Below are 12737 nucleotides of genomic sequence, written 5' to 3' on the forward strand. Positions count from 1 at the left end.
CCGGGGGTACAAGGGGCCGGGTTGGGAACCGCCTAGGGATTTGCCCACCGGCCCGCCCCGGGACGATGAAGGCGACTCCGGAAGGCGGTCGCGGTGGAGCCTGCCGGGTGTGGCGGCGGTTATCGCGTTCGCGATCTGGTCCCTCCTGGCCTACCAGTGGACTGAGCAAAACGACTGCGAGGTGATGAAGTCGTACGGCCTGGTCCTCTCCCACGGCACCCCAGATCCCTGGGAGCAGTGTGGAAACTAGGGGCTGGGAAGGGGTGAGAAGCAACCTCGCCGCCCCTGGTGTCGAACCGTCGAACCCCATACGCCCACCACTCCGTGAGTCGTATCAGGCGCGAGAAAATCGCAATCTCTGCGAATCTTCAGAAGACTCGCAGGTCAGCCCCCTGGGCCGATGAAGCCCCCGCCTCACAGCCGCTATCGTGAGCGTCAACCGAGCCGCCCCATTTCCCGCGTCCGGCCCGTTGGCCGATGCCCTGGACGGCGCGACGCGCATACCGTCGCCAGTTCGCATCAGAGGCAATTGGCGGCAGATGGAACATCGGTACAGCGGTTAACGCCAAGCCAGTGACCGCGGCGCCCAGCACAGGAGACAGGCATGGCGACGACGTTGGGTGGAAGGTCCCTGAGTGGCTCCGGGCGCCGATAGCTTCACGCTGATGCCAGTGGAGTTGCTGACCGACGAGCAGGCGGCGTCGTACGGCACGTTCAATGAGGGAGCCGACCCGGCCGGAGCCGAAGACGCCGGCGGGCTCTCGGTTCTCAAAGCTGGAGCGGCTGCGCCGGCCGCCGGCGCGGGCAAAGGCATCGCGCACGCTCGCACGGGGTGGCGACGGTGCTGTTAGAGAGCTGGAGCTGTCGAGGAACACGGCACGGACCTGGACGTGGCCGCGCTGTGTGCGGCGTCGGAGGAAGTCGCCCCGCGCGCCGCCGTGATGACCGCCGCGGCCACGGCGGTCTCGCTGCTGCCCGAGGACGAAGGCTCGGCCGAGGCCGTGATGAGGGCCGTGCTGGCGCCCCGGTACACCACGGTGCGCCCATTCCTGTCGCTGCCGCGTAACCGGGACGCGTACGCGGTGTGCGCGCTGGAACAACTGCACCGGGCCCTGAACAACCGCGACGTCTTTGCCTCGCCCTCGCACCGCTGATCCAACCCGCGCGCCCGCCTGCTGGACGGGCTCGATGGGGACGCGGTCGAGGAGACGTGCTGGCCGGGCCGAGCCTGGACATGCCCGTGCCGGAGCAACTGGCGGAGCCGGTGTGGGACCTGACGCAGGATGAAAGCAGCTCGCCGACCGGCTTCAGGAGGTGGGCCCGACTGGGACGTGAAGACCTGGCTCAGCAGGTCACCCATCGCGCCGGGGATATGTGCCAACCGCTACCACGCTATTCCGTGCTGTGCGCCGACAGTCGCCGTGTGATCCGGTCGAACAGCTCCGTCAGCGGCTCGCCGACGTCCCGGCCGAACTCGGTCAGCCCGTAGGTGACCCGGGGTGGCGTCGCCGGCTCGACCTCCCGCCAGACCAAGCCGTCCTGGACCAGCGCGCGCAGGGTCTGGGCGAGCATCTTCTCGCTGATGCCCTGGATGCTTTCGCGCAGTTCATAGAACCGGAGGTCGTTGCCCCGCAAAGAGATCAGTACCCAGATGCCCCACCTGCTGGTCACATGGTCGACCACATCGCGCGCGGGGCAGACCGTGTGAAGCACGTCATACCGCTTGCCCGCCTCGGCCCGTGTGAACTGCACGCCTTCCGCCACGTGATGAGCTTACCTTAAGGTATGCCCTTACCAAAAGTTAGCCCTTGCTCCTAGCGTGACGGCCACACAGAACATCTGACAAGGAGCTGGACCATGATCGTGGTAACCGGGGCTACCGGCAATATCGGCCGGCCGTTGACGCAGGCGCTGGCCAAGGCGGGCCATCAAGTGACGGCAGTTTCCCGGCACACGGCGGCGGTGCCGAACGGCGTCCGCCACGTGGTGGCCGACCTGGCCAAGCCGGCCAGCCTCAAGCCTGCGCTGGCCGGGGCGAAGGCGCTGTTCCTGCTGCTGTCCGGCGACCTGCACGCCACGGGAGCCAACCCTGCCGACATCATCAGCGAAGCTGCGGCCAGCGGGGTCCGCCGGGTCGTCCTGCTCTCCACGCTGGGCGTGGTGACCAGGCCCTCCGGCCAAACACGGATCGCGATGCGCGCACTGGAAGACACGCTGCGGGAGTCCGGCCTGGAGTGGGCCATCCTGCGGCCGGGTGGCTTCGCCTCCAACGCCCTGTGGTGGGCCGAGTCCGTTCGCACGCAACAGGTCGTCGCCGCGCCCTTCGGCGACGTCGGGGTGCCGATCATCGACCCGGCGGACATCGCCGCGGTCGCGGCAGCCTGCCTGCTGGAGGACCGACACACCGGCGGCGTCTACGAGCTGACCGGACCGGAGGTGATCACTCCGCGCCAGCAGGCGGAGGCCATCGCCGCCGCGCTGGGCTCGCCAGTGAGGTTTCACGAGCTCACCCGCGACGAGGCCAAGACCGCCATGTCCCAGAGCATGCCGGCGGAGCTCGCCAACGACACTTTGGACATCCTCGGCTCCCCGAGCCCGGCCGAACTGCGCGTCAGCCCGGACGTGCAGCAGGTACTCGGCCGCGCCCCGCACCCCTTCGCCGAGTGGGCCACCCGCAATGTCGCCGCGTTCCGCTGAGACTGGTCAGCGCCGCTGGCACTGCCCTTCGTGCTCGGCCATCCACTGCTGACAGCCGAGGGATCTGACCCGAAGCTGACGCCGACATGGCCCCAGCCGGGCCGGAACCGACGCGGTAGCCACAGTGAAGCGACGTGCAGCCGAACCCGTTGGCCTTGTGTGTCTAGGAACATGGTGATCAGCCCCGCCCTGTCGGCAGACGATCGTTTGCCGACAGGCGGGCGACGCGTCCTATGAACCCGTGCGATCCGGGGGTTCGCGGCGGCCCGAATCCCATCAGATTCGACGGTGATTACTGACAGGGTTTGACGACAGTGACGACGGTGACGACAGTGACGACAGGTAAGGCCCGATCCGCCCGTGCGGCATACGCGGGCACGGGCGGCCCTTTTCGACTGACTGACTGACTGACTGACTGACCGACCGACTGACCGCGCCGCGCAGCGCAGCGGATTCCGCGCCCCACGAGCCGCCCCCCACGAGCCGCGCCGCCGCAGCGGCAGCGATCCTTCAACTCGTCGGTGCTCCGTGGCTGGTTGAGGCCGAGGGAATCGAGCGAAGCGGGCAGCGGAAGAATCACCCCTTGCTCACCGCGGTGAGGATTTCCGGCAGGTGCGAGGCCGTGTAAGGGGCCGCGAGGCGGAGCCCGGCCTGGGCTAGGGCGAGGCTGTAGGCCGCGCCCGCGGGGAGGATCAGCCACAGCAGGCCGTGGTGGCCGGCGAGGTGGAGCCACATGGTCAGGGCCAGGAGTGGGGCGCACAGCAGGGCGCCCACCAGCATGCCGCCGATGACGGAGAGCGTGGCTAGGCCCGTTTGGCCTGGAACGACGTTCTTGTAGCCGCTGTCCTGCGGGATGGAGTACGGGTAACGGGCCGAGGCCACCGCACCCGTTGCCAGCAGCGCGCCGAGGAGGGCCAGCGATAGGCCGAGGGTCCCTGGGAAGGCTGCCCAGTCATCCATGAGGGCGGCGGAGCCGAGTACCACCACGGTTACGTACGGCAGGGCGACCAGGGCCAGCGCCAGGGCTCGGCCGCGTAGTTCGAGGTAGGCCGCGCGCGGGGTGTCGATGGTCTGGGCCACCATCCAAAACGCCGATGTGTCCTGCCCGAACTGGTTGTACATCTGAAGCCCGAGCAGTCCCGCGGCCCAACACGCCGCGTACACGCTGCCATTGCCTTGCGCCACGGTGACCACTGGCAGCAGCAGCCCGATGCCGAGCGAGGTGGCCCAGCCGGCCTTGGTCTTCGGGTCGCGCCACGCGTAGCGCAGCGTACGCAGCATCACCGTGCCCGTTCGGCCGGCGGGCAGCAACCTGACCAGGCCGGGTGTGCCTGGGCGGCCCGTACGCTCCTCGACCACCTGGAGGGTTGAGGAGTCAGGCGAGGTCATCAGCGTGGTGAGGCCGCGCTGCCAGGACCACATCAGGCCCGCCAGAAGCGCGGCGGTGAGCGCGAGTTGAGCCGCGGCGATTCCGTACGCGCCGTCGCTCGCCGACCACACCGCGTCCACCGCGGCGCACGGCGGCACCCAGCGCAGCACGTCCGCCACCGGCTCCAGGGAGGAGAGCCCGCCCGCGCCGGACAGCTTTTGCGTGCCGAGGTTCACCGCCTGCGCTCCGATCGCGATGAACAGCCCGCTCAGCAGCGCGAGATCGCGTCCCTTGCGGCTGGTGAGGAGCCTGATGTTCGCGGTCGCTACCGCACGCGCCAGCGCCACGCACACCAGCATCGTCAGCAACACGGCGAGTACGGCGACGGCGGTGGCCGCGGCCCCGTGCGCGATGGCGATCACCGAGCCGACCGCGAGGGTCAGCGTGAACAGCGGCCCGATGCCGACCAGCGAGGACACCAACAGGGCCACCACCAGGGCGCCCGGGCGCAACGGCAGCATCACGAGCCGCGTCGCGTCCAGCGTCTCGTCCCCGCCGGGGAAAAACAGCGGCATCACCGCCCAACCCAGCGCGACGACCCCGGCCAGCATGACGACCAGGGCCGCCGCGTGCTCATGCCCACGCAGCGCGACCAGGCCGAGGAGTTGCAGCACGGCGAAGAGGCCGACGAGCACGATCGAGGAGATATACGCGAATCGCCGCCCGCTCGACTGCCGCAGCCCATTGCGTAGCAGCGACAGCTTCAACGTGACGAAGACCGCAGTCAGCGCGCCGGTGGAGGGCGGAGCAGGCGGCGAGGAGACCACCGGGGGTGCACTCGCGGCGGTGACTCCCGCGGCGGCGATTCCCGCAGCGGTGACTCCCGCGGGGGAGGGCGCCGGGTTCGGTACCGCTGGCGGGTCGGAATGAGCCGCCGTGCCGGAAGGATTCTGCTGTGGGCTCATCGGGCGCCGCCGCCCAGCCAGTCGAGGTCGTGGCGCTGGTCCCTGTCGTGCGCGCCCACCAGCTCCAGGAAGGCGTCCTGGAGGGAGGCCGCGGCGCCCCGTACCTCCGCCAGCGGGCCGTGTGCGCGGATGCGCCCGCCGGCCATCACGGCCACCCAGTCGCACAGCGATTCCACCAGCTCCATCACATGGCTGGAGAACACGACGGTGGCCCCGGACACGGTGTAGCGCTCCAGGACGCCCCGGATGGTCTGGGCGGAGACCGGGTCCACGCCCTCGAACGGCTCGTCGAGGAAGAGCACTTCCGGGTTGTGCAGCAGCGCGGCTGCGAGTCCGACCTTCTTGCGCATGCCGGTCGAGTAATCGACGACCAGCTTGTGCTGGGCGCCCGCGAGGTCGAGCACGTCCAGGAGCTGGGTGGTCCGCTTGTCCACCTCGTCACCGTCCAGGCCGCGCAGCCGACCGGTGTACGCGAGGAGTTCACGCCCCGACAGCCGCTCGAACAGCCGCAGCCCCTCGGGGAGCACCCCGATCCGCGCCTTGATCGCCACGGGGTCGCGCCATACGTCATGCCCGGCGATCTCGACCTGGCCCAGATCAGGCCGCAACAGGCCGGTGATCATCGACAGGGTGGTGGTCTTGCCCGCGCCGTTCGGACCCACGAGGCCGACGAACTGTCCGGCGGGCAGCGCCAGATCGATGCCGGCCACGGCCACCTGTTCCCCGAACCGCTTCCAGAGCCCGGTTACGCGCACCGCGGGGGGCCGCCCGGCGTCCGTATCGCCGGCTGCTCCGGTTTCGGTGTGTTCCTGGGGGCTGGAGCCGAGTTCAGTCCCGACTTCGGTCTCGATCCCGGTTCCAGGCTCGGTTTCGGTTCCGGCTCCGGTCGTGGTGAGGGGGAGCGGCTCTCCTGCCGTTGTCCCCGAGCTGGTGTGCCCTGGCTCCGATGCCACCGGTGTGCCTTCCGACGTCTCACGGAGGTCCGTGCCGCCCCCGCTCACCGCCCACCCTACGGCCGCACGCCCGGGCCGACTGGGGCCCGGGCGTGCGCGGCGACGTAGGCCCTGACCTGCTGAAGAGGACCTGTCGAAGAGGAACACCCCGCCCATCAGCGGGGCGAGCACCATCCGAGGCGAGCCGCAGCGTCAGCGCGTCCAGGTGCGGGCGAGCCGTAGCGGGGCGCGGCCTAGCGCTGTCTGGACGTTGCGGCCTCGCGTCCGGACGCGTACGCCAGGGCGCTCACCAGTTCCTCCGCGTCCGGCAACCAGCGATTGGCCATGGTGGGCTGGCGGGCCCACAGCACCGAGCCTTGCAGGCCGATGCGCGACGGCGGCGCCACCACGTAGTCACCCTCGCCGCGCGGGATCAGGTCCAGTGCCGCGGATGGCCAGCCGACCTTGCGCACCAGGTCCGGCATCTTCTGCGCACCGCCAGGCAGCACCCAAAAGAGCATCCGCCGGGCTGGTGTGCAGGTGATGGGGCCGAGCGGTACGGTCATGCGTTCCATCCGGGCGAGCGCCAAGCAACCCGCCGACTCGGACACTTCGATCGCATCGAAGCTGCGCCCGGTGGGAAGCAGGATCGAGGCCCGCGGGGTCTTGCTCCACAGACGCCGTGCGGCGACGGCGCTGCCGGTGGCCTGACTCGCCCAGTCGGCCCGTACCGGATGCGCCCCAGGGGCCGGGCAGTCGGGCCGCTGGCACGAGCACTGTTCGCCCCCTTGTACCGCCTCAAGCCAGGTACCGGGGTGAACATCCCAATGACGCTCTTCCGCATACCGTACTGCCGCGTCGAGCAGCGGTTCATCACACTGCCGAGGGATTTGCGCACTTGCTGTGACGTCCAAGGTCTCCTTCACGTTGAACACAACTCGCCCTGTCACCAAGGGTTACGGCCAGGCCGAAGCCGAGAAGGGGAACATCGCTACGGCACGCGGGGCGCATCGATGCATGGGTGGGGGCGCGTACGAGGAGTGGGGCCGTGTGCGGGTAACCACCTTGCGTGACGGGCGCGCTCCGGTGCCCGGTGACCGCGAAGGTGCGCAGGACATGGGGGTCCGGCAGCCGCCGCGGTGGACTAATGCGGGCAAGTGTCGCATTTCCCGCATTTGCGCGGAGCGAAGATCACGAAGGACCGGCGTTCGCCGATGAACGCATCGCAGTAACTGGGGGTACAGCATGGCCGCTAGGCCGCTCGTAGCGCGGCAGCCGAACGAACGGTTGCAAGCGCTTATTCAGGAAGCAGGCTGTTCCAACGCCGGCTTGGCGCGCCGGGTCAATATGTGTGGCGCCGAGCACGGCCTCGACCTGCGCTACGACAAGACGTCCGTGGCCCGCTGGCTCCGTGGCCAGCAGCCGCGCGGCCGGGCCCCGGCCATCGTCGCCGAGGCGCTGGGCCGCAAGCTGGGGCGCACGGTGACCATCGACGAGATCGGCATGGCCAACGGGAAGAATCTGGCCTCCGGCGTGGGCCTCCAGTTCTCGCCCACCGTCCTTGGCGCCATCGAACAGGTCTGCGAGTTGTGGCGCAGCGATGTGGGCCGGCGGGACTTCCTGAGCGGTTCGACGGTCGCCGCTTCCGCGCTGGTCGAACCGAGCCGGGACTGGCTGATCACCAGCGCCGACCCGCAGGTCGCGCGCACGGCGGGCGCTCGCGTCGGCGCGGCCGACGTGGCGGCCGTGGCGGCGACCACGGAGGCCCTGGTCGAACTCGACCATCGGTACGGCAGCGGCCATGTGCGCCCGGTCGTTGTCCACTATCTGAACAGTGTGGTGTCCGGGTTGCTCGCCGGTTCCTACCGCGAATCCGTTGGCCGTGACCTGTTCGCCGCCGTCGCCCGGCTCACCGAACTCGCCGGCTACATGGCCGTTGACACGGGCCAACCGGGGCTCGCCCAGCGTTATTACATCCAGGCGCTGCGGTTGGCGCAGGCCGCCGGAGACCGAGGTTACGGCGGGTACGTGCTGGCCGCGAGCATGAGCCATCTCGCCGCCGCGCTGGGCAACCCGCGGGAGATCGCACAGCTCGCGCGGGCGGCACAGGAGGGCGCGCGGGGGCAGGTCACGCCGCGCGCTTGCGCGATGTTCCACGCGGCCGAGGCCCGCGGGCACGCGCTACTCGGCGACACCAGGGCCTGCCAGACGTCGGCGGACCATGCGGTCACGGCCCTGGAACGGGCCGCTGACACCCCCGACTCCGGTGACGACCCGGTGTGGATTCACCACTTCGACCACGCCTACCTCGCCGATGAACTCGCCCACTGCCACCGGGATCTAGGCCAGGGAGAGGTGGCCGCGCAGCACGCCCGGGAGGCCATCGACGGGCATCCCGAGACCCGCGGCAGGCGGCGCGCCATCGGCCTGCTGCTGCTGGCCGCGGCGCAAGTGCAGCAGCGCGAGGTGGAGGAGGCGTGCCACACCGGGACCCGCGCCGTGGAGATCCTGAGCGGGCTGCGCACCAACCGGGGCACGGAGTATCTGGACGACTTCCAGCAGCGGCTTGAACCCTTCCGGGACGCGCCGGTGGTGCGGGAGTTCAGCGCCCGGCTTGAGGTGGCGGCGGCGTAGCGGCCCGGCGAGCGAACGGTTGACACCCCGCCTGCCCGCGGTGGGCGGGGTGGTGGGGAAGGGCGATGGGGGAGGGCGATGGGGTGGTGTGCGGCGGCGTACGGGGGCCGGGGCTGCGGTGGCTCTGCGGGGATGGGCCTTGCCGTGGCCCGGGCCGCGCGGAGACCCGGTAGCGTGACGGGCGGTTCCGTACTTCCGTATATCTCATAGGAGTCCCGGTGACGCAGAGCGGACAGGGAAATGAGCCGCAGCCCCCTGCGGCCCCGCCCGCGCATGAGGGTGTGGTCATGCCCTCCGCTGGCCTCCGGCATGGTGGCGCGCAGGGCGACCCGTGGGCGGCCGAGCAGGCCGCCCCGGCGGAAGGGCAGCCGTGGGGCGACCCTTGGGGTCCCGACGTGGCCCGCCCGCCGCAGGGCCCGCCGCCCGGCGCCCCCGGGGAGCCGACCCAGATGATGATGCCCGCAGAGCCCGTGCCGGGCCAGGCGCTGCCGCCCGCCGGGTACGGCCAGGACGCCGGTCGCGATGCGGAGGCGACGCAGCTCATGCCGCCGGTCGGTGGGCCGATACCGGGTGCGCCCATGCCGGGCGGCGCGGGCCCGATGCCCGGGCCGATGCCCAGCGGGGGCATGCCCGATGGCAGCGCACCCGCGGGTGCGCTGCCGCTGCCCGCCGAGGGGGTGCCTTTCTCCAGACCCGAAGCGCCCCCCGGAGCGGGATACGGCGCGCAGGGCCTGCCGCTGCCCGCCGAGGGCCAGCCCTTCCCTTATCTCCAGCCGCACCAGGGCCAGCAACAAGCCCATCAGCAGGGCCAGCACGGCCAGCAGCCCGCCCACCAGCAGGCCCAGTCGCCGCGCCACCCGGAGTACCCGCACCCCGGCCCGGCGCCCGGGTATCCGCAGCCCGATCAGGCATCGGCCTACCCGCCCCACCACGCCCCGCCGGCCCCGGACCAGCAGTGGCCCGAGCAGTCGGGCCAGTACCCGCCTCAGCAGCCCCACCCCGATCAGTTCCCCGCCGACCAGTCGGCCGGATATCCGGGGCAGCCCGACCCGTTGGGCTCCTACCAACCACAAGCGGAGCAGCCGGCTCCGTATCGGCAGCCCGAAGCACAGCCGCACACACAGATCCTCCGCGCCCAGCCGCCGGCGCCCTCGCACGAGCAGGGGCACACCCACATCCTCCGGCCGCAGCAGCAGCCCCCCTCTCAAGGGGCGGCGCATACCCAGATCCTGCGTCCGCAGCCGCCGGCTCCCGATCAACAGCAGCAACCAGCACAGTACGGACAGCAGTACGGACAGCAGCACGGGCAGCAGCCGTACCAGCAGCCCCAGGAGCCCCAGGAGCCACAGTCGGGGCAGCGGCAGCCGCAGCCCGAGCTGCGCAAGCGGCCCGAGTCGCCTGCCGAGTCCACCACGATGCTGCGCATGCCGGACTTCGGGGACGGCCCGCCGCCGGCGGGCCCGGGGACGGGCGATGAGACCCAGGTACTGCCTGGCCCGATCCCCTCGGCTGCCGCGGGGCAGCCGCAGCACCAGGGTGGAGCGCAGTACGCCGTGCGCCCCGGGACACCGGGCGAGCGGCCACCTCCGGCGGAGTTCGACAGCCTGTTCCGCTCGGATGAGAGGGCCGAATCCCCGGACTCGACACAGCAGTTGCCGCTGTACAACGACGGCGCCCCCGGCCCGCAGCCCGCGCAGCAGGGCCCGTATCCGCCGCCCGGCTCGTACGGCCAGGGCCAGCAGCCCTCCTTCGGCCAGGGGCCGCAACCCTCCTTCGGCCAGGGGCCGCAGCCTTCCTTCGGCCAGGGGCCGCCGACTGCCGGCTACGAGCCGCAGGGCACGGCCGGTGACGGCGGCGGTGGGCGCCGGCGCTCCCGGCGCGGGGTGGTCATCGGCGCCGTCGTCGCGGCCTGTGTCGTGGCTGGCCTCGCGGCGGGTGCCGCGATCAGCCTGGGCGGCGACGACAAGAAGGATGGTGAGGACGAGTCGAGCAAGTCGGACAAGGATGTGGTGGCGAGTGACTCTCCGGCGCCATCGAAGCAACCGACCAAGGCGCCCGACCCGGCCGAGCCGCAGGCGAAGGCGCTCGATGGGCTGCTCAAGGACAGCAACAGCAGCCGTGCGTCCGTGATCGCCTCGGTGAACAACATCAGGTCCTGCAAGGCATTGCCCACGGCGGCGCGCGATCTGCGGGCGGCGGCGCGCCAGCGCAATGCCCTGGTGACCCGGCTGGGGCAGATCTCCGTGGACAAGCTCCCCCAGCACGCGGAACTCACCCAGGCGTTGACCAAGGCGTGGAAGTCGTCCGCGTCGGCCGACGCGCATTACGCGGCGTGGGCCGATGAGGCCAGCAAGAAGAAGGGTTGCCACAAGGGCAAGGCCCACAACACCGGGCACACGGCCTCGGGCAACCGGGCCAGTGGCGAGGCGAGCGCGGCCAAGAAGCAGGCGGCGGAGCTGTGGAATCCGATCGCGCGGAAGTACACGCTTGCGGAGCGCAGGGCCGAGCAGCTCTAGGGCACGCCAAGCCTACGGAGGCGAAGGTGCCGCGCCCAGGTGCGGGCCGACCGTGTGCGAGGCCGGCCGGGAGCCGCAGCCCGGGGAACGGGACCCGGCCGGGCGCGGGTGGCGCGACCTGGTCTCGGCGCGTTGCTCGGGCTGCGGGGCTGCGGGGCTGCGGGGCTGTGCGGAGCTGCGGGGCTGTGCGGCTGGCGTTACGCCGTGTCCTTGCGCTTGACCAAGGTCTGGGCCACATCGACGAATCCCTGCCGAACCGCCACCAACTTGCCGTCCCGTACCACCTGATAGGTGACATTGGCGTTCACGATCCGCGGGTAGTCGCGGATCGGCAGCAGATCCTCGTAGCGCCAACGGAGCTTGGGGGTCAGACCGCCGGTGTCGGTCGAGTGGCCGCGATCGAGCGCGGTGCGCACCGCGCGGGCGCTGATGTCGCCCGGGTCGAGCGAGGTGAGAACGGACTTGAGCACCGTGTACGCGATCCACGTGGTCTGCGCGCCGGGGTCGGCGAGGTCGATGCGGTTGTCGTCGAAGGCGTAGTCCTTGACGACCTTGCGCATCGGTTCCCAACTCGGGTCGTCAGCCACCGGGTACCAGCCGGTGGCGTACGTGCCCTCCAAGGCGCTGTTTCGGCCGCCTGTGCTGTCCACGAGGGACTGCTGCACACTGCCCAGGATGGAGGCGATCCGCACCTGCGAGTTGTCCTTCTGCACGCGGCGGAAGGAGTCGAAGAAGGTGTTGGTCCGCTTTTCGAGCGCGGCGGTCACGCACGATGCGCTGTTGCCGCTCGCCGTACTGGTCCTGGTCCCCGTGCCGGTACTCGTGCCGGTGCCGGTGCCGGCACCGGTGCCAGTGCCGGCGCTCGGCCCCGCTGCCAGGCTGTCCTCGGCCGCGCCTGCTCCGGTCAGCGCCTCCTGGGCCTGCCGGGTGTAGTCGCTGGCGTCCTCCGGGGCACGGACATCGGTGGCCGGCTCGCGGTGGCTCTCGACCAGCCCGGCATCGAGGAGTTCAGGCAGCGCGTCGCCGGCGATGGTGTCGGGGCGTACCAGCGCCACCTGGTTGCACACGCTCGCCAACTGGCGCCCGTTGCCGGCAAGGAGGGTCGCCTGACCGCCGTTGACCGGATACGAGAAGGGGCTCGTGAACTCCTCTTCGGAGAGCCCGTAGCCGCCTATGTATGGGATGCCCATGACTTCGAGCGGAGGCATGAAGGAGCGGCCGTGCTGGCTGTACGAGCCGACGACGGCCACGGCCTTCTCGTCGGCGGCGCGCTGCGCGCAGTGGGAGGCGGTGATCGAGTCGTTGCGCTCGTTGCAGGTGAGGACGCGCAGTGGGCGCCCGTGGATGCCGCCGTTGTCGTTGACCCAGCGGGCGTAAGCCTGCGCCATTGCCGGCATCCCCGGCATATTGGTTGCTTTGGTCTCATTGGGGGCCCAGGTCATGACGGTGATGGGCTGATCCCGGGAACCCCCCGAGGACCCTGGGAGCGAGCCGCACCCGCTGACCAGCAGCGCGCCGGCCGCCGCGCACGCCGCCACGAGTGCGGTATTGGAGGGACGAGGGAAGGGACGTCGCCGACCGTTCATGGACAAAGACCCTTGCGCCTCGCCCGGAACGCGCGAGT

The 12737-nt window shown here is 70.8% G+C and carries 10 protein-coding genes and 1 pseudogene; 6 read left to right on the top strand and 5 right to left on the bottom strand.

Annotated features, from left to right (window positions below; all coding sequences use genetic code 11):
* Positions 1 to 109: 109 nt before the first annotated feature.
* The 3 genes and pseudogenes from FHS42_RS08325 to FHS42_RS39035 all read left to right on the top strand — a co-directional run.
* Positions 110 to 250 carry a hypothetical protein gene (locus tag FHS42_RS08325; RefSeq protein WP_184570398.1) on the top strand — a complete coding sequence of 47 codons (141 nt, stop codon included), beginning with the start codon at positions 110 to 112 and terminating at the stop codon, positions 248 to 250.
* Between the two features lie 415 nt (positions 251 to 665).
* On the top strand, positions 666 to 851 hold the full coding sequence (locus FHS42_RS08330; protein ID WP_184570400.1) for a hypothetical protein: 186 nt from the start codon (positions 666 to 668) through the stop codon (positions 849 to 851).
* Positions 763 to 1323: pseudogene (locus FHS42_RS39035) on the top strand (Tn3 family transposase); the annotation flags it as partial. The gene FHS42_RS08330 and the pseudogene FHS42_RS39035, both read left to right, overlap by 89 nt.
* 69 nt (positions 1324 to 1392) lie before the next feature.
* Here FHS42_RS39035 and FHS42_RS08340 read toward each other — a convergent pair.
* A complete protein-coding gene (locus FHS42_RS08340; RefSeq protein ID WP_184570404.1) occupies positions 1393 to 1764 on the bottom strand; it encodes a winged helix-turn-helix transcriptional regulator in 372 nt (123 codons plus the stop codon).
* Positions 1765 to 1857: 93 nt separating this feature from the next.
* On the opposite strand from FHS42_RS08340, the gene FHS42_RS08345 reads away from it, so the two are divergent.
* Positions 1858 to 2697: an SDR family oxidoreductase gene (locus FHS42_RS08345; protein WP_184570406.1), complete on the top strand. Its 840-nt coding sequence runs from the start codon at positions 1858 to 1860 to the stop codon at positions 2695 to 2697.
* Between the two features lie 576 nt (positions 2698 to 3273).
* Here the strand turns inward: FHS42_RS08345 and FHS42_RS08350 are convergent.
* From FHS42_RS08350 to FHS42_RS08360, 3 genes are all read right to left on the bottom strand, one after another.
* A complete protein-coding gene (locus FHS42_RS08350) occupies positions 3274 to 5031 on the bottom strand; it encodes a transporter (RefSeq protein ID WP_246494373.1) in 1758 nt (585 codons plus the stop codon).
* Positions 5028 to 5786: an ABC transporter ATP-binding protein gene (locus FHS42_RS08355; protein WP_184570758.1), complete on the bottom strand. Its 759-nt coding sequence runs from the start codon at positions 5784 to 5786 to the stop codon at positions 5028 to 5030. The genes FHS42_RS08350 and FHS42_RS08355 overlap by 4 nt, the downstream gene beginning before the upstream one ends.
* A gap of 431 nt (positions 5787 to 6217) precedes the next feature.
* Complete coding sequence (locus FHS42_RS08360) at positions 6218 to 6877, bottom strand: bifunctional DNA primase/polymerase (protein WP_246494374.1); 660 nt, start codon at positions 6875 to 6877, stop codon at positions 6218 to 6220.
* Positions 6878 to 7208: 331 nt separating this feature from the next.
* On the opposite strand from FHS42_RS08360, the gene FHS42_RS08365 reads away from it, so the two are divergent.
* Both FHS42_RS08365 and FHS42_RS08370 read left to right on the top strand, forming a co-directional pair.
* On the top strand, positions 7209 to 8597 hold the full coding sequence (locus FHS42_RS08365) for an NsdA family TPR-like regulatory protein (RefSeq protein ID WP_184570410.1): 1389 nt from the start codon (positions 7209 to 7211) through the stop codon (positions 8595 to 8597).
* A 287-nt stretch (positions 8598 to 8884) separates the two neighbouring features.
* A complete protein-coding gene (locus FHS42_RS08370; protein WP_246494375.1) occupies positions 8885 to 11113 on the top strand; it encodes a hypothetical protein in 2229 nt (742 codons plus the stop codon).
* A gap of 197 nt (positions 11114 to 11310) precedes the next feature.
* Here the strand turns inward: FHS42_RS08370 and FHS42_RS08375 are convergent, their stop codons facing one another.
* The gene (locus tag FHS42_RS08375; protein ID WP_184570412.1) at positions 11311 to 12699 is read right to left on the bottom strand and encodes an ABC transporter substrate-binding protein; all 1389 of its coding nucleotides are present in this window, start codon (positions 12697 to 12699) and stop codon (positions 11311 to 11313) included.
* Between the last annotated feature and the right edge of the window lie 38 nt (positions 12700 to 12737).

The sequence above is a fragment of the Streptomyces zagrosensis genome (genome assembly GCF_014203645.1).
In the GTDB taxonomy this organism is placed as follows: domain Bacteria; phylum Actinomycetota; class Actinomycetes; order Streptomycetales; family Streptomycetaceae; genus Streptomyces; species Streptomyces zagrosensis.